Origin of the sequence: Streptomyces sp. NPDC101165 (genome assembly GCF_044768135.1) — a bacterium.
Classification (GTDB): domain Bacteria; phylum Actinomycetota; class Actinomycetes; order Streptomycetales; family Streptomycetaceae; genus Streptomyces.
The window spans coordinates 263431-283461 of sequence record NZ_JBIWPG010000004.1 but is presented as its reverse complement, the minus strand read 5'-3'; the positions used below and the strand labels follow the sequence as shown (position 1 = coordinate 283461).

The following is a 20031-nucleotide window of genomic DNA, read 5'->3' as shown; positions in this document are numbered from 1 at the left end:
TCCTCAGCTCCCGCCACGGGCGATGGAGTTGCCCGCGAACAGGCCTGCGGCCTGGGTGTCGTTGTAGCCGTCGAGGTCGAGCCGGCCGGACTGGCCGTAGAACGCGACCGGGTTGCGCCACAGCACGCGGTCCACGTCGTCCTCGTCGAACCCGGCGGCGAGCATGGCCTCGGCGGTGACCCGGGTCAGCAGCGGATCGCTGTGCCCCCAGTCGGCCGCCGAGTTGACCAGCATGCGCTCGGTGCCGTGGCGCTGGAGGATGGCGACCATGCGCTCGGGCGTCATCTTGGTGTCGGGGTAGATGGAGAAGCCCATCCAGCAGCCGGTGCCGGCCACCTCGTCGACGGTGACCTCGTTGAGGTGGTCCAGGACCACGTACGCCGGGTCGATGCCGGACTCGCGGATCACGTCCAGGGAGCGGAGGGTGCCGCCGGCCTTGTCGCGGTGCGGGGTGTGGACCAGGGCGGGCAGCCCGAACTCCACGGCGAGGGCGAGCTGCGTGGCGAAGGCATGGTCCTCGGCCTCGGTGACGGTGTCGTAGCCGATCTCTCCGACCGCCACGACACCGTCCTTGGCGAGGTAGCGCGGCAGCTCGTCGAGGACGGGGGTGCAGCGCGGGTCGTTCGCCTCCTTGGGGTTGAGGCCGATGGTGCAGTGGTGGCGGATGCCGAACTGGGCGGCGCGGTAGGGCTCCCAGCCGAGCAGGGAGTCGAAGTAGTCGGTGAAGCTGGCCGGGGAGGTGCGTGGCTGGCCGAGCCAGAACGCGGGCTCGACCAGGGCGCGGACGCCCGCGGCGTGCATCGCCTTGTAGTCGTCCGTGGTGCGGGACGTCATGTGGATGTGTGGATCGAAGATGCGCATGGCCGGGGCTTTCCGCTCGGGAGTGGATTCCGGGTTGGGGTTCGGTCAGTTGTCGGGGGTGGCGATGAGCCAGAGGTCGGCGGGCACGGTGCGGGACGCCGCGCGGCGCTCGGCGGCGAAGCCCAGGGCCATGCGGGCGAGTTCGGCGTCCCGGCGTTCGCGCAGGCCGGTGACCGTGCGCAGGGGGATGCCGGTGAACAGGCACTTCAGGACGGCCTGGCGCCAGCGGTACTGGTCGAGGTGGGTCCGGGCGTAGGGGCCGAGGGCGGCGGCGATGAGCCGGGTGTCGTTGGTGCGGAGGGCGTCGTCGGTGAGGGGCAGGCCCGCGGCGCCGATCGGGAGGAACGGGAGGGCCCGGAGCACTCCGCGCCGCTCGGCCGCGTCGCCGCCCCAGTAGCGGGCCGCGGCCTCCTCCGCCAGCTCCGTGCCGTCGAGAGGGAGTTTGGTGAGGAAGAGGGCGCGGACGCCGTCCTCCACGTGCCAGTCGGCCCAGCCGGGGAGGGGGCCTCGGCCGTAGTGGCGGCCGGCCGCGGGGAAGCGGGGGTCAAGGGCGGTGGGGCCCTGTTCCTCGACCGCCGCGGTGTCCTCGGCGAGGCGTTGGCGCTGCGGCTCCGTCAGGACGGAGAGCAGGGACTCCTTCAGGGTGCGGGTGGTCAGGGCGTTGTGGATGGGCGCGGGAGCTTGGGCGAGGGTGGGGGCGGTCATGCGGCTACCTCCTTCGGGGTGCGTGCGGGTGCGGGTGCGGGTTTGTGGGCGGGCATCCGGCCTTCGGCCGGATTTGTGTTCCCACCCGCACGACCCGTGCGGCTTTCGGGGTCGGGTGCGGGTGGCCCCTGTGGGGCGAAAGCGCCGTCGGCGGGTGCAGGGATCGCTGTGGCCGTCCGGTGCAGGAACTCGATGCTCCGGCGGGCGGTCGTCGCCGCGGCGTGGCTGTGGCGGGGCAGTTCCACCGAGACCAGGCCCGTGTAGCGGGCGGCGCGCAGGGCCTGGAGGATCGGCGGGAAGTCCATCTCCCCCTCGCCGAAGGGCAGGTGCTCGTGCACCCCGCGGCGCATGTCCTCGATCTGCACGTGGGCCAGCCGGTCCGCGGCCAGCTCCACGCAGCGCACCTCGGGCCACGGCTCCAGGCAGCGGCAGTGCCCGATGTCCAGGGTGAGCCGGAACCGTTCGTGGCCGCCGAGGGCGCGCAGCAGGCGGCGGTAGCCGGCGAGGTCCTCGACGAGCATGCCGGGCTCCGGCTCGAAGGCCAGGTCGACACCGGCCCGCTCCGCCTCGGCGAGGGCCTGCGCACAGCCCTCCTCCAGCCGCTGCCAGGCCTGCTCCCGGGTGGTGCCGGGGTCGGGCGTGCCGCTCCAGAAGTGCACGGCCTCCGCTCCGAGTTCGGACCCGATGCGGATGGCCCGGCGCAGCAGCTCCAGGCGCGCGGCGCGTCCTTCGGGTTCGGCGCTGACCAGGGTGGGGCGGTGCTTGCGCAGCGGGTCGAGCAGGTAGCGCGCGCCCGTTTCCACCACGACGGCGAGTCCGGCACGGCGCAGGTCCCGGCCGACGCGGCGGACCCGGGGTGCGAGGCCGCGGGCGTAGGGGTCGAGGTGCTGGTGGTCGAGGGTCAGGGCCACACCGTCGTAGCCGAGCCCGGCCAGGACCACGAGGGCGTCGGAGAGCCGGTGGTCGGCGAAGCCGTTGGTGCCGTATCCGAAGCGGAGGCCTCCGGCGGTCATGTCGGGGACACCTTCCTGGCGAGTCGGGCAGCCTGCGGGAGGCCGGCGGCGAGGACCACGGCGAGCCGGGGAGCCCCGGCCCGCGCGACCAGCGCCGCCTGCAGGGGCAGCAGCGCGTGGATGCCGGCGCCGACCGCGGCCCTGATGCGTGCGGGGTCCTGCGGGGTGCGGAGAGCGGCCCACTGGGAGCGGGCGCAGGTCGTGGCGTAGGCGGCGGAGGCGAGGAGGGGTACGGAGGTCCGGGGGGCCAAGAGGGCGCGCAGCGAGGGGAGCCGGGTGAGGAGGGTGGTTCCGGTGACGGTGTCCGCCAACGGCAGGGAGCCGCGTCGAAGCGTCGCGAGGGCTGCCGGGCCGTCCGGCAGCACCCGATGCGCCGCCAGGCGCCCGAGGACCGCCCCGGCCGCACCGCGTGAACCGAAGACCGCCCCGGCCGCACCGCTTGCGCCCAGCACCGTCGCCGTCGTGACCGCCAGCGACACCAGTGGCTCGTGGCCCGCCGCGCCGTCCACCTCGTGGCGGCTGAGACGTGTCACCGCCCAGGTGTGCAGGCCGACCGTGGTCGCGGCGCGCAGGGCCGGGGCGGCCGGGGCGGGACCCGTGCCGTGCAGTACGTCGAGGAAGCGTGCCGCCGCCATGGCCAGGGGGCCGAGCGGGGTCCGCTTCAGACCGAGGTCGTACGCCCAGACACTGGCCGCGAGGGGCAGGGTGCGGCACAGCAGGACCCGCCGTCCGCCGGCCAGCGCGCCCAGGCCGAGGCCCGCCGCGGTGAGTCCCGCTGCGATGCCGAGCGCGGTCCCGGCGCCGATCCTGCCGGACGGCACGGGCCGCGCCGGGCGCTCCGTCGCGTCCTCCTCCCGGTCCGCCCAGTCGTTGAGTGCCATGCCGGCCCAGTACAGGCTGACGGAGGACGCGGCCAGCAGCAGCGTCCGCCCGCCGGCGGGACGCCCTACGGCCAGCGCCCCGGCGAGCACGTCACCGGGCACGGTCAGCGCGGCGGGGGCCCGCACCAACTCGGCGACGTCGCGGGCGTGTTGCCGCAGGGCGACCGACCGGGGGCGGTATCCGGTGTCGTACGGCCGGCTCCGGCGAGGAGCAGCCGCTCCCGCGGAGGCATCGGTGCCGGCCCGGTCAGGGGCAGCGGCAGCGGCAGCCGCGCCGGCGCCGGAGACGCCGGGCTCCGCCGCCGCCTGTCCGCGGGCCGCCCGGAACGCGCTTCCCGCCGCCCGCGCCGCCTCCCTGGCCGCACGGGTCAGGTCGGTGAGCGGGCCGCCGGGCCTCGGTGCCCGGGGTGAGGAGGCCGCCCGGGCCGTGGGCCGGGAGGGTGCGGCGGAGCCGGTCGGGCGCGCCGGGCGGGCCGCCGTCACCGTGCTCACCACGGCCCGGCCCAGGGCGGCCACGGTCACCGCGGTGATCGCGGCCCGCCCCAGGCCGGACATCCGCGTCCTGCTCACCGTGCCCCCTCGGGCAAGCGGGTGCGCTCGGCGGAACCGGCCCAGTTGACGAGGTCGCCGTACTGGAGGGTCAGGTTGTGCTCCGTCGAGGCCACCGGGTCCTTGAAGAAGAAGCCGAGGGCGGGCAGGGCGCCGCTCTCACCGCGGCGGTGGGCCAGGGCCGCGAGCCGGACGAGGTCCAGGACCAGGGGCGCGGCGAGGGCCGAGTCACAGCCCTGCCAGGTGAACTGCAGCGACATCCGGACGCCGAGGAAGCCCTCGAAGGAGATGTGGTCCCAGGCGGTCTTCCACTCCCCCATCTCGGGCACGTTGTCGATGTGCACCTGGCCCTCGACCGCGTGCCCCACGGTCTCCTCCAGGGCCCGCTGCTTGGACTCGGTCTTGCTGCGCGCCGCCGCCGGGTCGGCGAGGGTCGCGCCGTCGCCGCCGCCGAGCAGGTTGGTGCCGGACCAGGAGCGCACCCGCAGGGCGCGCTGCGCGAACATCGGGGCGAGGGCACTCTTGACCAGCGTCTCGCCGGTCTTGCCGTCCCGCCCCGCGTGCGGCACCCCGCGCAGCCGGGCCAGCTCCTCCAGGGCGGGCAGCGCGGCTCCGGCGGACGGGGTGAAGTTGACGTAGGCGCAGCCGGCGTGGAAGGCGGCGTACGCGTACAGGGAGCTGGGCGGCAGCACGGTGGTGCTGGTCGCCAGCGCCTTGTCGAGGTCGGCCAGGCCGAGGAAGGCGGGGTCGGGGTCGGGCAGCGGCTCGGTGGAGGAGACGTTCACGACCACCACCTGCGCCAGGCCGTGGCGGGTGCGGAAGTCCGCGATGTCCGCGGCGAGCCGGCGGGCGGTCGTGTACTGGGGTTCGCCCTCGCGCGGGGAGCCGTCCCGGATCTCCCGGTCGGCCGCCTCCAGGGCGGGCCGTACGGCGGCGGCGACGCGGGCGGGCAGCACGCCCGCGTCGGCCAGGAGGCCGGCCCTCGCCGACAGCGGCACGTCGACGATGTCGTGACCGCCGAACACGAGGTCGGCGAGGGCCGGCAGGGATGCGCCACGGAAGACGGGGGACTCGGTGACGCATCCGGTCGCGGAGGCCAGATCAGCGGCGATCGCGGCTGTGCCGGCGACCACGGTGGTCGCGACCGAGCCACGGGCGCCGACCAGCCAGACGCCGACGCGGGGGGAGGTTCCGGGGGAGCGGTCAGTGTCCTGCATGGTGAGCTTGCCTCCTGCTGGTGGTGCCGTACGGAACGAGGGCTACTTGCCGAGGTCGGCCGGGAACGGGGAGACGTCGAAGGCCGCGTCCAGCTCGTCGCGGTCACGGCGCAGCCACTTGGCGGTGATGTGGCGCACGGTGTGCTTCGGCAGGTGCGGGTTGTCGGTGTGGTCGGTGATCGGCTGGGCCAGCGACTGCAGCTCCCAGGCGGCGCCCGCGAGCCGGTTGACGTGGGTCCACCAGCGGGGCTCGATGCCGAGCAGCACGAAACCGGCGAGGAACGGGTGCCAGCGGTGGTAGGCGTGCGTGGGCTCCGGCGGCGTGTAGTTCATCATGTGGACCTTCTGGCCGACCGGGCGGCGCGGGTCGAACAGCGTGCCCTGGCCGAACTCCTGGAAGGCGAAGACCAGTCCGCGCGGGTCACGGCCGTAGAACTGGTCGTAGACCGCGATCTGATTGCGCGACAGGACCTCGAAGGCGTCCTTGTTGGGCTGGATCAGCTCCAGGAAGCTGCGCGGGTAGCGGCCGCTCTTGCGGGTGGCGAGCCAGGCGTCGTACGTCTTGGTGAAGCCGCCGAACGGGGTGGTGATGGCGGCGACGGCGTCCTTCATCTCCTGCGAGGGGGTGTAGTAGGACATTTCGTCGTACTGGTACCAGAACTCGTTGGCCCAGCGGTCGCCGACCATGCCCGGCACGTCCGGCAGGGACGGGTGGCAGCGATTGGGAGCGGCCGAGGCCGGCGCCGCGCCGATCAGCGTCGCGGCGGCGGCCGCGCCCGCCACGCCGAGGGCGGCCCGCAGCGCGCCCCTCCGGTCCAGGGTGTTGAGCGACATGGGTTCTCCTTACGAGGGGCGAAGCGTTTTCGTCGGCGAGGGCCGAAGGTTTCCTTGGTACGACTTTCCAGGTCCGCCCTATCGGCGGCCTATACCGGGAATCCGCAGGTCAGGAAGGGCTTTCGGACTCGGGATAGGGGGCCTTGCGCAGACCCGGGGAGAGCAGGGCGCAGACGGTCGTGAGAGCCATGACGGCGCTGAGCGCCAGCACCGAGCGGACGGGTCCTGTGGCCTCGAGCAGGAAGCCGGCCGCGACCGGTCCTGCCGCCATGGCGCCCGAACCGACCAGGTTGGCCAGGGAGTTGGCACGGCCGCGCATCCGGTCGGGGGCGGCCCGCACCAGCAGGACGCCGCCCGCCACGTTGAAGACACCGCCGACGTAGCCGCTGGCCGCGAACAGCGCGCCGAGCAGCACGGGCGTGTGCAGGGCGGCGGCGACCGGGGCCATGAGCGCGGTCCAGGCGAGCAGTCCGCCGAGGACGAGGGTGCGCAGCCGCAGCCGGTGCTGCCACCAGCCGCCGGTGAGGGCGCCGACCAGTCCCCCGGCGCCGCTCAGCGAGAGCACCAGGCCCACCTCGAACTGGGTGCCGTGGTGGTCCTGGATGCCGGTCATCACGGCCAGGTTGAGGCCCTGGAACAGGACGTTGGTGACGGCGACCGCGGTCATCACGGCCCGCAGGAAGGGCTGCCGCCACATCCACACCAGGCCCTCGCGGATCTCGGTGCCGATCTTCGCCGGCGGCGCGGTCCGCTGCTGCTGGAGCCGCCCACGGATGCCGAACAGGCACAGCACCGAGGCGAGTTGGGCGACGGCGGCGGCCGCGTACGGCAGGGACGCACCCAGCCCGACCAGTCCGCTGCCCAGCGGCTGCCCGGCGATCGCGGCCCCGCGGGTGCGGGCCTCGTTGCCGGTCAGCGCGGCCGGCAGCTGTTCGGCGGGGACCACGCTCGGTACGGCGGCCCGCTCGGCGAGCTGGTGCAGCACCCCGAGCGTCCCCTCGGCGAACGCGGCGACGAGCAGCGCCCACAGCCAGGTGCGCCCGCTGAGCAGCAGCGCCATGACCAGCCCCGCGACCAGGGCCTGCCCGAGCCCGGCGGCCACCATGACCCGCCGCCGGTCCCAGCGGTCCACGAGCGCGCCGCCCGGCAGCTGCATCACCAGCTGCGGCAGCAGCAGGGCGGTGCCGACGAGCCCGGCGTCGCCCGGCGACCCGGTCGCCCACAGCACGGTCAGCGGATAGGCCACGGCGGTGGCCCGCCCGGCCAGCAGCGACAGGCCGGCGCCGCCCCAGAGGAGACGGAAGTCGCGGTTCTGCCGCAGGGGTCGAGGGGCGGGTTCGACGGCAACCTCCTCGGTCACCGTCATGGCCCTCTCCTCACTCTCTTCGCTCCCCTCCTCCGCCATCAGCCACGGCACCTCCGCCGGATCCGCCGCCGCTCGGCGCGTCGTACCGCTCATCGGGCGGCCAGCGCGACCGGTGCCGGGGCGTGGACGTGTTCCAGGACCGCCATGGCGCTGTGCATCTTGTTGGTGGCCTGGGCGAAGGCGATGCTCATCGGGCCGTCCAGGACCTCGGCGGTGACCTCCTCGCCGCGGTGCGCGGGCAGGTCGTGCATGAAGACGGCGCGCGGGCTGGTCCGCCACAGGTCCTGGGTGACCTGGAACGGGGCGAAGATCTCCCGCCAGTTCGCGTCCGGCTTGCTGGTGCCGGTGGTCTGCCAGCGGGTGGTGTAGACGACGTCGTACGCCCCGTCGAGCGCCGCCATGTCGTGCCGCTCGGTGATCCGCGCGCCGGTGCGGGCCGCGTTCGCCCGCGCCCGCTCCAGGACCGAGGGGGTGAGGCCGTAGCCGCGCGGGGTGCGCACCTCGAAGTCGACGGCCGGGTAGCGGGTGAGCGCGAGGGCCAGGGCGGCCGCGGTGTTGTTGCCCTCGCCGACGTACAGGACGCGCAGGCCCTCGATGCGGCCGAAGTGTCGCAGCAGCGTGGTCAGGTCGGTGAGTGCCTGGGTGGGGTGCTCCTCGGCGCTCATGGCGTTGACCACGGACATCCGGTGCTGGCTCGCCCAGCCGCGCAGCTCGGCCTCGGGTCCCGCGGTGCGGGCGACCAGCACGTCGAGCATGCCGGACAGCACCCGGCCGGTGTCCTCGGTGGTCTCACCGGTGTTGAGCTGCAGGTCGCCGGGCCCGTAGGCGATGAGGGAGGCGCCGAGCCGCAGCGCGCCCGAGGAGAACGCGGTCCTGGTGCGGGTGGAGGTCTTGGCGAAGTAGACGCCGGCCACCAGCCCGGCCAGCGGCCGGACCGGGCCCGCGAGCCCGGCGGAGAACTCCGCGCCGCGCTCCACGACGTGGTGCAGCTCCGGGTCGGTGAGGTCGTCGATGGAGACGAGATGGCGCACGCGGCGCCCGTCCGTACGGACGTCCATGAGGATCAGCCTTCCCTGTTCGAGTCGTTGGCGCGCTCGTCCAGCGCGGCGGCCAACCGGGCGATGGTGTGGTGGCGCAGTGCCGTGGGCAGATCCAGCGCGAGTCCCGCCCGTCGCGCCGCCACCAGCAGCGGCGGCACGAGCAGCGAGTCCCCGCCCAGGTCGCGGAAGTCGTCCTGGACGCCGACCTGTTCGAGGCCGAGCACCTCGGCCCACACCGCGGCGAGCCGGTGCTCGGTCGGGGTACGCGGCGGGGCGTAGGGGTGGACGGCGGCCGCGGTGGCCGCGCGTTCGGCCAGGGCGCCGCGGTCACGCTTGCCGTGCGTGGTGAGCGGGAGGGTGTCGACGACCGTGACGATGGCCGGGACCAGCGCCGCGGGCAGGACCGTGCGCAGCCGGTCGCGGAGCGCGGCCACCTCCACGGTGTGCCCGTCGGCCGGCACCACCCAGGCGGCGAGGCGCCGGCCGCCGTCGGCCGCCGGTACCGCGCTGACGAGTGCGTCCCGGACGGCGGGGTCGGCGGTGAGGGCTGCCTCGGCCTCGCCGGGCTCGACCCGGTGACCGCGGATCTTGACCTGCTGGTCGGCGCGCCCGGCGAACTCCAGGCTGCCGTCGGCGAGCCGGCGGGCCAGGTCGCCGGTGCGGTACAGGCGGGTGCCGGGCAGGCCGTAGGGGTCGGGCACGAAGGCGAGGGCAGTGAGGTCGGGGCGGCCGGTGTAGCCGCGGGCGAGCCCGTCGCCGCCGAGCCAGACCTCGCCGGTGACGCCGTCGGGCACGGGCCCGAGGCCGGCGTCGAGGACACGGACCAGGACGCCGGGCAGCGCCGAGCCGAGCGGTACGAGCGTGCGCCCGGACCTGGCCCGGACCCGGGTGAAGGTCGCCGCGACGGTGGCCTCGGTGGGTCCGTACTCGGCGGTCAGCTCCATGCCGTGTCTTTCGTCCGGCCCGCCGGCGGTCCGGATCCGCGCGGCCACCCGGTCGGCCTGGGCCGTCGGGTAGGCATCGCCCGCGCACACCGCGAGCGCGGCCAGGCCGGCCAGCTCGCTGTCGTCCAACTGGTGTTCCAACAGGGCCAGATGGCCCGGGGTCAGGCCGACGAACGAGTACGGTGCCCGGCTCAGCAGCAGCGGCCCGAAGTCGGCCGTCTCGTACAGCTGCGGCAGCACGTGCACCGGCTGCCCGGTCATCAGCGGCGCGTACAGCGCGGGCATCCCGAGGTCGAAGCCGACCGGGGTGAACCAGGGTGCTCCCCCGCTGCCCGCGGCCGCGTACTCGCGCACGGCCCAGTCGAGGTAGTGGGCGAGCGCCCGGTGGGACACCTCGACGCCCTTGGGGGTGCCGGTGGAGCCGGAGGTGTGCAGGACGTAGGCGAGCCGGTCCGGGTCGTGCCGCAGGCCGAGCGGCGAGCCGTCGCCCTCGTGCCCGGCCTCCTCGGCGAGCACCAGGTCACAGGCGGGCAGCCGGTCCGCGTACGACGCCTGGGTGACGGCGAGTTCGATACGGGCCGTGGCGATGCGCGCGTCGGGGGTGCACGGGTCGACCGGCACCTGGACGGCGCCCGCCTTCCACACCCCGAGGAGCGCCGCGACCAGGTCGGGGCCGCGGTCCAGGAGCACCGCGACGCGGGTCTCCGCGCGGGCGCCGAGGGCGCGCAGCCGGCGGGCGACGCGGTTGGCGCGGGCGTCGAGGTCGCCGTAGGAGACCGTGAACCCGGTGCCGTGCAGGGCGGTCGCCCAGGGGGTGCGGGCGGCCTGCGCCTCGAAGGCGGCCAGGGTGTCCGCCGGGGTGTCGGGGTGGGGCAGCGCGGGCGCCTTGAGGCGGGCGCGCTCGTGGGCGTCCGGGAAGGCGCCGGTGCTGTCGCCGTCGGCGCCCGCCCGGGCCATCTCGGTGAGCACGGCCCGGTACAGCCGGAGCAGCCGGTCGGCGGCGGCGCGGGAGAGGGTGCCGGTACGGGAAGCGAGGGAGAGGTGGCCGCGCACCGGGGTGCCGACGACGACGGGGAACTCGTTGGGACTGTCGTCGCGGCTGGCCATGATGTCGATCAGCTCGGTGTCGACCTGGTGGAAGTCCAGGTAGTGGAAGAGCACGTCGATCAGGTGCCGTTCGCCGCCCGGCACCCGCATCGCGGGCATCGGGAACCGCCGGTGCGGCCACAGCGCCACCTCGTGCGCGAACACCTGCCGGGCCAGTTCGCCCCAGCTGCGGGCGCCCCGCTCGTACGGGAAGGGCACCGAGTTGAGGTACATGCCGGAGACCGTCTCGGCGCCGGCCTGTTCGGGCCGGGCGTCGGCGACCATGCCGCCGCGGAACGCCCGGGCGGGCGTGAGCAGCGACAGCACCTTGCTGTGCGCGGCGTGCAGCACGCTCTTGTACGGCACCTCGGCCGCGGTCGCCAGCGCCCGCAGCCCTGGCTCCAGTTCCTCGAGCGACAGGTCGAGGCGGTAGCGCTCGTCGGAGCCCTCGGGGTCGCCGGCCCAGCCCGCGGGCACGGTGAACTTCTCGTACCCCTCGACGATCCCGCGCCAGTACTCCTGGTCGGCGGGGTCCGAGAGGGAGTGCAGCTCGGCGGCGATGAAGTCGGCGTAGCGGACGGCGGGCCGCGGCGCTGCCGGGGCGGGTTCGCGGCCCTGGCGCAGGTCGTTGTAGGCGCGCAGGAGTTCCATCAGCTGGGAGTGGTAGCTCCAGCCCTCGATGACGGGGTGGCACTCGGTGATGGACAGCCACCAGCTCTCGTCGTCGAGCAGGTGCACCGCCATCCGCATCAGCGGCGCCCGGGCCAGGTCGAACAGCTCGGCCCGGTCGCGGTCGGCGAACTCCCAGAGCGTGTTCTGCCGTTGCTGCTCGGGCAGGTGCCGCAGGTCCTCGTGGACGACCGGCATGGTCGCGGCGGCGTGCACCAGCTGGAGGGGCTCGGAGCAGCCGGACAGGGCGAAGGAGGTGCGCATCACCTCGTGCCGCTCGGTGATCAGGTCGGTGGCGCGGAGGAAGGCGTCCGGGTCGAAGGGCAGGTCGTCGCGGATCCGGAAGGAGGTGATGTTGTGGTAGCGGTTCTCGCCGCTGCCGCCGTGCATCTCGATCAGCATCCCGGCCTGGATGCGGGAGATCGGGTAGGCGTCGGTGACGTCGGCGGGCAGCGCGGCCCGGTCGGCGGCGTCGATCATGGCGAACGGCTCGACGGGCACGAAGCCGCCGGGGCCGGCGGAGCCGTCGCGGGGCACCGCGGCGCGCAGCCGGGCCACGGTGCGGTGCTCGAAGACGTCCCGCACGCTGGTCTCCCAGCCGGCCGCCCGGAGCGCCCCGACCAGGGCGACCGCGCGCAGCGAGTCCCCGCCGAGGTCGAAGAAGTTGTCGTGCACCCCGACCGTGTCGAGGCCTAGCACCTCGGCCCAGACGGCGGCCATCGCCCGCTCGTCGGCGTCGCGGGCCTCGACGTGTTCGCCGACGGCGGTCGCGGCCCGGCCCGGGGCCGGCAGGGCGCGCCGGTCGAGCTTGCCGTTGCCGGTCAGCGGCAGCGCGTCCAGCCGCAGGTAGGCGGTGGGCACCATGTACGGCGGCAGGGTCTCGCCGAGCCGGTCGCGCAGCGCGGCCGGGGCGAGCGCCTCCTCGTCGGCGTCCTCGGCGGGCACCAGGTAGGCGACGAGCTGCTGGTCGCCCGGGGTGTCCTCGCGGACCAGGGCGACGGCCTCGGCGACGGCGGGGTGCGCGGTGAGGGCGGTCTCGATCTCGCCGGGTTCGATGCGGTAGCCGCGCAGCTTGACCTGGTGGTCGACGCGGGCGAGGAAGTCGAGGTTGCCGTCGGGCAGCACCCGGGCCACGTCGCCGGTGCGATAGAGGCGGGCGCCGGGCGGGCCGTAGGGGTCGGGCAGGAAGCGCTCGGCGGTGAGGCCGGGGCGGCCGGCGTAGCCGCGGGCGAGTCCGATGCCGCCGATCCACACCTCGCCGGGCACGCCGACCGGCAGCGGACGCAACCGCTCGTCGAGGACGTACATGGTGGTGTGCGGGATGGCACGCCCGATGGAGACCAGTTCGGTGGCCACGGGTCCGTCGAGGAAGTACGCCGAGTTGCCGACGGTGATCTCGGTGGGCCCGTACTCGGCGCCGAGCCGGGTGCCGTGCGGCCCGGCCGCCTGCGCCCACCGCTCGGCGAGCCGTGCGGTGAAGGAGTCGCCGGCCGCGATGACGAGTCCGGCCAGCGCCTCGATCTGCTCGTCGGTCAACTGCTGGGTGAGCAGGTGCAGATGGCCCGGGGTGAGCTTGATGAAGGCGTACGGGCCGCCCGCCGCGAGTTCGGCGCCGAGGTCGGCGGTGTCGAGGTCCTGCGGCAGCAGGTGCACGGACTGCCCGGTCATCAGCGGCGCGTACAGGTCGGGCACGCCGAGGTCGAAGGCGACCGAGGAGAACAGCGGCGCTCCCCCGGTGCCGGCGCTCGCGTAGGCCTGCACGGTCCAGCCCAGGTAGTTGGCGAGCCCGCGGTGGGTGATCTGCACGCCCTTGGGCTTGCCGGTGGAGCCGGAGGTGTAGATGACGTAGGCGAGCCGGTCGAGGTCGAGGGAGGCCGGGAGTTCGGCTTCGGCAGCCTCGATCGCGGCCCGCTCGGCGGGGTCGTCGACGACGATCCGGCGCACGCCCTGGAAGCGTTCGGCGTGCCGGGACTCGGTGACCACGAGCGTGGTGGCGGTCTGGTCGAGCATGTAGGCGATGCGGTGGTCCGGGTAGGCCGGGTCGATCGGCACGTAGGCCGCTCCGGCCCGCCAGATGCCGAGGAGCACGGCGACCAGGTCGGGGCTGCGGTCGAGCAGGACGCCGACCGTGGTCTCGGGACCGGCGCCGAGCGCGGCCAGGCGGCGGGCGAACCGGTCGGCGCGGGCGTCGAGTTCGGCGTAGCCGACGGCGATGTCCGCGTACCGGATCGCCACGGCGTCCGGGGTGGCCGCCATCTGGTCGCCGATGGTCTCGATCACGGAGCGCAGGCCGGTGAGGTCGAGGGGCCGGTCGGTGCCCACGGGCTGGGCCGGGCCGTCGAGGAGCAGGGCGCGCTCGGCGGTGGAGAGGAAGTCCAGGTCGGCCACCGGGGTGTCGGGTGCCGCGGCGATCGCGGCGAGCAGCGCGCCGTAGTGGGCGGTGATGCGCTCGGCGGTGGCGGTGTCGAAGAGGGCGGTGGCGTACTCCAGGCTGCCGTGCAGCGAGCCGTCGGCGCGCTCGGCCAGGTGCAGGGTGAGGTCGAAGCGGGCGATCCGGCCGGAGGCCGGGACCGCAGCCGTGACCACGCCGGGCAGTTCGGGACCGTCGGCGCCCTCCCCGCCGACCAGGTCGAACATCACCTGGAAGACGGGGGTGGTGGACAGGTCCCGGTCGGGCTCCAGCGCGTCGGCGATCCGGTCGAACGGGGTGTCCTGGTGGTCGAAGGCGTCCAGGACGGCACCGCGGCCGGCGGCGAGGAAGTCCCGGAACGGCACCTCGGGACGCCAGCTCGCCCGCAGGGCCAGGGTGTTGTAGGCGTATCCGGCCATCCGCCGCAGCTCGGGCCGGGTGCGGGCGCTGGCCGCGCTGCCGACGCACACGTCGGTCTTCCCGGCGTACCGGCCGAGCAGCAGCTGCCAGGCGCCGAGCAGAGCCATGAAGGGGGTCGCGCCGGTCTCCCGTGCCAGCGCCCGCACCCGGTCGGCCACGGCGGCGTCGACGTCGAAGCCGACGGCGGCGCCGTCCCCGTCCCGTACGGCGGGCCGGGGCCGGTCGGTGGGCAGGCCGAGCGGCCCGGTGCCGGCCAGCCGCTCCCGCCACCAGTCCAGGCCCCGCTCGGCGGCGGCCCCGGAGTGCCGTCCGGCCAGCCAGGCCGCGTAGTCGGCGTACTGCACGGGCGGCGCAGGCAGCTCGGCGGCGGGGTCACGCCCCGCCACGGCGGCCGCGTACAGGGCCGACAGGTCCTCCAGGAGCAGCGGGCGGGTCATCGCGTCGCAGGCGATGTGGTGGACGATCGCGACCAGCACGTGGTCGTCCTCGGCGAGCCGCAGCAGGCGGACGCGCAGGGGGTGTTCGGTGGCGAGGTCGATGGGCCGCGCCGCCTCGGCCTCGGTGAAGGCGACGGCCGCCGCGTCGGGGTCGGCACCGCTCGCCTCGGTCACGGCGAAGTCCACGGGACCCGCCGGGTCGATCACCTGGCAGGGCTCCGTGCCGTCGAGGGCGTAGCGGGTGCGCAGGATCTCGTGACGGGCGGCGAGGGCGTCGACGGCGCGGCGCAGGGCGTCCGCGTCGAGGGTGCCGCGCAGCCGGTACGCCATGGGGAGCAGGTACTCCGGGCTGTCCGGGTCGAGCTGGTGCAGGAACCACAGCTGGCGCTGGCCCGCGGACAGGGCGAGCGGGCGGCTGCGGTCGGCGGGCGGGATCGCGGCCTGCTGCGGCCGGGTGGTGCCCTTGCGGGCGGCGAGCCGGCGGCGCAGCAGTTCGGCCCGCAGCTCTTCCTGGGTGGGCGCGGTGGGTGCGTTCACGGCTGGAACTCCCGGTGGGCGTGGGCCAGTTCGGCCTCGGTGAGCGATTCGATCTCGGCGCGTACGGCCTCTTCGACGGCGTTGGCCAGGCCTTGCACGGTGGGCCGTTCGAACACGGCCCGCAGGGGAAGCTCCACGTCGAACTCCTCCTGGATGCGGGCGATGACCCGGGCCGCCTTCACGGAGTTGCCGCCGATCCGGAAGAAGCCCTGACGGGCGCCGACCCGGCGGGTGGAGCCGGGCCCGTACAGCTCCTCGGCCCAGATCTCGGCGAGCGCCTCCTCCACCGGGCCCTCGGGCGGGCTGTACGGCTCGTCGGCGAGGGCAGCGGTCAGGTCCGGCACGGGCAGCGCGGCGGTGTCGACCTTGTTGTGGCGGGTGAGCGGCAGCCGCTCCATGCGGATGAGCAGTGCGGGCAGCATGTAGTCGGGCAGCCGCAGCGCGCAGTGGTCGAGCAGCTCGCTCTCGGCGGGCGCCTCGGTGCCGGGCGCGGGCGTGAAGTAGCCGACCAGCGCGGCCTCGGAGCCGCCGGTGTGGACGGTGACGAAGGCCTGGGCGACGGCCGGGTGCTCGGCGAGCACCGCCTGCACCTCGCCGGTCTCCACCCGCCGACCGCGGATCTTGACCTGGCCGTCGGCGCGGCCGGCGAACTCCAGGGTGCCGTCGGGCCGCATCCGCGCCCGGTCGCCGGTGCGGTAGAGGCGCGCGCCGGGGGCGCCGTACGGGTCGGGCACGAACGCGGCCGCGGTCGGTGCGGGCCGGGCGTGGTAGCCGAGGGCCAGTCCGGCGCCGCCGACGCACAGTTCACCGGTGACGCCGTACGGCACGGGCCGCAGGTCCGCGTCGAGGACGTGGGCAGTGACATGCGGGTAGGGGTGGCCGACGGGGACCGCGGTGGCGGTGTCGTCGGCGTCCCAGCGGGTCGCGGCGATGGTGGTCTCGGTGAGCCCGTACTCGTTGATGAACCGCATCAGGCGGCGGGACAGCTCGCGGGCGAGCACGGGCGGGCAGGGCTCGCCGCCGGTCTGGCCCACGACCGGGCGGTGGCCGAGGCCCGCGTCGATCAGCATCTGCCAGTGCGGCGGAGCCACCTGGAGGTGGCTGACCTCGTGCCGGTCCATGAGCCGCAGCTGGGCCGCGTGGTCGTGCTGCTCCCGCTCCCGCGCCAGGACGACCCGGCCGCCGGCGACCAGCGGCATGAACAGCTCGGTGCAGGAGATGTCGAAGGTCACCTGGGCGAGCGCCAGCCAGGCGTCGTCCGGCCCCTGACCGAAGTCGAGGTGGGCCTGGGAGGCGCGCAGCATGGCGAGCAGCGAGCGGTGGGCGACGGCGACGCCCTTGGGGCGGCCGGTGGAGCCCGAGGTGTACATGATGTAGGCGAGGCGGTCGGGGTCGTCGTACGCCTCCGGTACGGCGGCCACGGCGGCGTCGGCGAAGCCCGCGTCCACGGCGAGTACGGCCACCCCGTGGCGCCCGGCCAGCCGCTCCGCGCCCGCGGCGTCGGTGACGAGCACCTGTGCGCCGGAGTCGGCGAGGACGTGCAGGGTGCGCTCGTCGGGGGCGGCCGGGTCCAGCGGGACGTAGGCGGCGCCCGCCTTCCAGGTGCCCAGGAACGCCGCCACCAGGTCCGCGCTGCGGCCCAGCATGACGGCGACGACCGTGTCGGGTCCGGCGCCAAGACCCCGCAGCCGGGCGGCGAACTCCTCTGCACGGCGCTCCAGTCGCGCGTACGTCCAGCTCTCCTCGCCGCACACCACCGCGGTGTCCTGCGGCGCCCGGCGGGCCGAGGCGGCGATCGCCGCGTGCACGGTGGTGCCGGCGACGGTGTCCGCGCCCGGTTCCGGCCTGCCCCGGCCGCTCGCGAGCAGTTCGGCGCGCAGCGGCGCCGGCAGGATGTCGGCCTCGCGCAGGCGGCGCGCCGGGTCGTCCGTGACGGACTCCAGCAGCCGGACCCAGCAGTCGGTGAAGCGCTCGACCGTGGCCGCGTCGAACAGCGAGGTGGCGTACTCGGCGAGGCCGAGCAGCGAACCGTCGGCCTGGCGCTGGAGCACCAGGGTGAGGTCGGTGCGGGCGGTGCTCCAGGCGCCGCGGAAGGCGTCGGCGTCGGCGGCGCCGACCGCGGTGCCGGTGCGGCCCTCCTCGTGCAGGTCGAACATCACCTGGTAGAGCGGGGTGCGGGCCGGGTCGCGGGTGTCGTCGAGTTCCTCCACGAGCCGGTCGAAGGGCAGCTCCGAGTGGGCGAAGGCCTCCCGGGCGGTGTCGCGCACCCGCACCAGCGCGTCCCGGAACGGTGTGTCGGCGTCCGTGTCGCAGCGCAGCACCAGCGTGTTGAGGAAGTAGCCGGCCACGTCGGCGACCTCGGGTCCGGTCCGGCCGGCGACGGGCACCCCGACCGGGACGTCCCAGCTGCCGGTGTACCGGGCGACCAGCGCGGCGAAGGCGGTGAGCAGCGTCTGCTGCAGGGTGGCCCCGCAGCTGCGGCCGAGGGCGGCGGCCCGCTCGGCGAGCGGGGCGGGCACGGTGAACACGTGGGCTCTGCCCGCCGCGTCCCGGGTGGCCGGGCGGGGCCGGTCGGTGGGCAGCTCGACCGGCTGGATGCCGTCCAACCGGCCCTTCCAGTACTCCAGTTCGGTGGCGACGAAGTCCTCGGTGAGGCGGCGGCGCCGGTGCACGGCGTGGTCGGCGTACTGCACGGGCAGCTCGGGCAGCCGGGCGTCGGTGCCGGTGTGGGCGGCCTCGGCGAGCGCTCTGAGGTCGCGTTCCAGGACGACGGAGGACCAGCCGTCGCAGGCGATGTGGTGGATGCTCAGGACGACGGCGAGGGTGCCGCGTCCGCGCACCGCGAGGGCCCGGCGCACCGGCCCGCGGACGAGGTCGAAGGGGAGCGTGAACTCCTCGGCGACCAGGGCGTTCAGTTCCTCGGGGGTGTCGGCGCGGGCGGTGCGCAGCTCCCACGCGGCGGGCAGGTCGGCGATCTGCACCGGCTCGGCGCCGCGCAGGGCGTACCGGGTGCGCAGGATCTCGTGCCGCTCGGCGAGGGCGGTCAGCGCCCGGCTCAGGGTGATGTCGTCGTAGACGGCGGGCAGGGTGAGGAAGACGGGCGCGTTCCACTCGGCGCTGCCCGGACGGAGCCGGTCCAGCAGCCACATGCCCTGCTGCCCCGGGGAGAGCGGCAGGCCCTGCGGATCGCGCGGCACGGGCCCCACGGGCTCGTCGACAGCCGGTTCGGCGCCCTCGGCCCGGATGGCGAGCAGCTCGGCCTGCTGCTCCACCGTGGTCGCGGTGAGCAGGGCCGTGGCCGGGATGGTGCGGCCCGCGGCCTGGGAGAGTCCGGCGGCGAGCTTGTTGAGCATCAGCGAGGAGCCGCCGAGCTGGAAGAAGTCGTGCAGCGCGCCGATCTCGTCGGCCGGGGTGCCGATCAGCCGCGCCCACTCCTCGGCCACCGCCCGCTCGGCGGGGTTGCGCACCGGCACGTGCGCGGTGTCGGCAGGTGTGTCGGCGGGGTCGGGCAGCGCGGACCGGTCGATCTTGCCGTTGGGGGTGAGCGGGAACTCGGTGACCGGGACGTAGGCGGTCGGCACCAGCGGGTCGGGCAGCGAGCCGCGCAGGAAGGCGCGCAGCTCCTGCGGGCGCAGTGCCTCGCCGCGGGACTGCACCCAGGCGACCAGCCGGTAGCCGCCGGTGCCGTCCGGTACGGCGGCGGCGACGGCGGCCCGCACCCAGGGGTGGGCGGCGAGCGCGGCCTCGACCTCGCCGGGCTCGATGCGCACGCCGTTGACCTTGACCTGGTGGTCGAGGCGCCCGAGGTACTCCAGCGTGCCGTCGGCCCGCCAGCGCACCCGGTCGCCGGTGCGGTAGAGACGCTCGCCGGGGCGGTGCGGGTCGGGCACGAAGCGCTCGGCGCTCTGGCCGGGGCGGCCGAGGTAGCCGAGGGCGAGCCCGACGCCGCCGGCGTGCAGCTCACCGGGGACGCCGACCGGGACGGGGCGGCCCGCCGGGTCGAGCACGACCACCCGCATGTTGCCGATGGGCCGCCCGATCGGCACCGCGCCGGTGTCCTGGGCCGGGTCCCAGCGGTGCTCGGTGATGTCGACGGACGCCTCGGTGGGTCCGTAGGTGTTCCAGATCTCGGCGCCGGGGGCCCGCTCGGCGATCGCCCGGCACAGCTCGGCGTGCAGCGGCTCACCCGCGCTGAACAGCAGGCGCAGGCTGCCGGCCCGCTCCCAGCCCGGCTCCTCGACGAGCCGCCGGTACAGGGACGGCACCCCTTGCAGGATCGTTACACCCCTGTCGGCCACCGTCCGCAGCAACGCCGCCGGGTCGCGCTCGGCGCCCTCGGGGGCGAGCACGACCGCACCGCCGGAGACCAGCGGGGCGTACAGCTCCAGACCGGCCGCGTCGAATCCGATCGTGGTCTTCAGCAGCATCCGGTCGCCGGCACCCAGCTTGTGCCGGTGGGCCAGCCAGCGCACCCGGTTGGCAATGCCGCCGTGCGGCACCAGGACGCCCTTGGGCCGGCCGGTGGAGCCTGAAGTGTGCAGCACATAGGCGGGCCGCTCGCCGTCGGCGGCGAACTCCACATTCTCGTACGGCCCTTCGCGGTCCACGGACTCCACGGCGATCCGGTGCCGGGCGGAGGCGGGCAGCCGGTCCTCGGTGGCGCGCTCGGTGAGCACGACCGGGTGGGCGGTGTCCTCCAGCACGGCCTCCAGCCGGGCCGCCGGGTGCTGCGGGTCCAGCGGCACGTACGCGCCGCCCGCCTGCCACACCCCGAGCAGCGCGGCGAGCAGCTCCGGGCCGCGCCGCAGGCACACGCCGACGAAGTCGCCGGGCCGCACCCCGGCCGCCCGCAGCCGGGCGGCGATGCGCCCGGCCAGGTCGGCCAGTTCGGCGTAACGGACGGCGCTTCCATCGGCGCGCAGAACGGCGGGCGCGTCCGGCGTGCGCGCGGCCTGGGCCGCGAACAGTGCGGGGAGCAGCAGACGGCCGGGGACGCGTCCCGACTTCGCAGGCTCGTTCACGATCTCTCCTCCATCGGGATCTTCGGGGTCGGCATCGGCAG

At 75.2% G+C, this 20031-nt stretch carries 10 protein-coding genes; all 10 read right to left on the bottom strand.

Translation table 11 applies throughout. The features are described 5' to 3' along the window. Window positions 1-3: 3 nt before the first annotated feature. The 10 genes from ACIRVH_RS10390 to ACIRVH_RS10345 all read right to left on the bottom strand — a co-directional run bounded on the left by ACIRVH_RS10390 (window position 4) and on the right by ACIRVH_RS10345 (window position 19990). The gene (locus tag ACIRVH_RS10390; RefSeq protein WP_403950512.1) at window positions 4-861 is read right to left on the bottom strand and encodes a TatD family hydrolase; all 858 of its coding nucleotides are present in this window, start codon (window positions 859-861) and stop codon (window positions 4-6) included. 45 nt (window positions 862-906) lie between these two features. Continuing rightward, window positions 907-1566 carry an EboA domain-containing protein gene (locus tag ACIRVH_RS10385; RefSeq protein WP_403950509.1) on the bottom strand — a complete coding sequence of 220 codons (660 nt, stop codon included), beginning with the start codon at window positions 1564-1566 and terminating at the stop codon, window positions 907-909. Next, entirely contained in the window at window positions 1563-2579 is a 1017-nt protein-coding gene (locus tag ACIRVH_RS10380; RefSeq protein ID WP_403950507.1) for a sugar phosphate isomerase/epimerase family protein, read from the bottom strand. The genes ACIRVH_RS10385 and ACIRVH_RS10380 overlap by 4 nt, the downstream gene beginning before the upstream one ends. After that, on the bottom strand, window positions 2576-4030 hold the full coding sequence (locus tag ACIRVH_RS10375) for an SCO3242 family prenyltransferase (protein WP_403950504.1): 1455 nt from the start codon (window positions 4028-4030) through the stop codon (window positions 2576-2578). Before ACIRVH_RS10375 ends, ACIRVH_RS10380 begins: the two co-directional genes overlap by 4 nt. After that, window positions 4027-5226 (bottom strand): inositol-3-phosphate synthase, encoded by a 1200-nt coding sequence (locus ACIRVH_RS10370; protein WP_403950502.1) that lies wholly within the window; start codon window positions 5224-5226, stop codon window positions 4027-4029. The genes ACIRVH_RS10375 and ACIRVH_RS10370 overlap by 4 nt, the downstream gene beginning before the upstream one ends. Window positions 5227-5268: 42 nt before the next feature. Further along, window positions 5269-6060, bottom strand: coding sequence for a Tat pathway signal sequence domain protein (locus ACIRVH_RS10365; RefSeq protein ID WP_403950499.1), 792 nt, complete (start codon window positions 6058-6060; stop codon window positions 5269-5271). A 109-nt stretch (window positions 6061-6169) separates the two neighbouring features. Continuing rightward, complete coding sequence (locus ACIRVH_RS10360) at window positions 6170-7465, bottom strand: MFS transporter (protein WP_403950980.1); 1296 nt, start codon at window positions 7463-7465, stop codon at window positions 6170-6172. A gap of 50 nt (window positions 7466-7515) precedes the next feature. Further along, window positions 7516-8484: an ornithine carbamoyltransferase gene (locus tag ACIRVH_RS10355; RefSeq protein WP_403950496.1), complete on the bottom strand. Its 969-nt coding sequence runs from the start codon at window positions 8482-8484 to the stop codon at window positions 7516-7518. A 5-nt stretch (window positions 8485-8489) separates the two neighbouring features. Beyond that, window positions 8490-14969 (bottom strand): amino acid adenylation domain-containing protein, encoded by a 6480-nt coding sequence (locus ACIRVH_RS10350; RefSeq protein ID WP_403950494.1) that lies wholly within the window; start codon window positions 14967-14969, stop codon window positions 8490-8492. Then, window positions 14966-19990 (bottom strand): amino acid adenylation domain-containing protein, encoded by a 5025-nt coding sequence (locus tag ACIRVH_RS10345; RefSeq protein ID WP_403950492.1) that lies wholly within the window; start codon window positions 19988-19990, stop codon window positions 14966-14968. Before ACIRVH_RS10345 ends, ACIRVH_RS10350 begins: the two co-directional genes overlap by 4 nt. Between the last annotated feature and the right edge of the window lie 41 nt (window positions 19991-20031).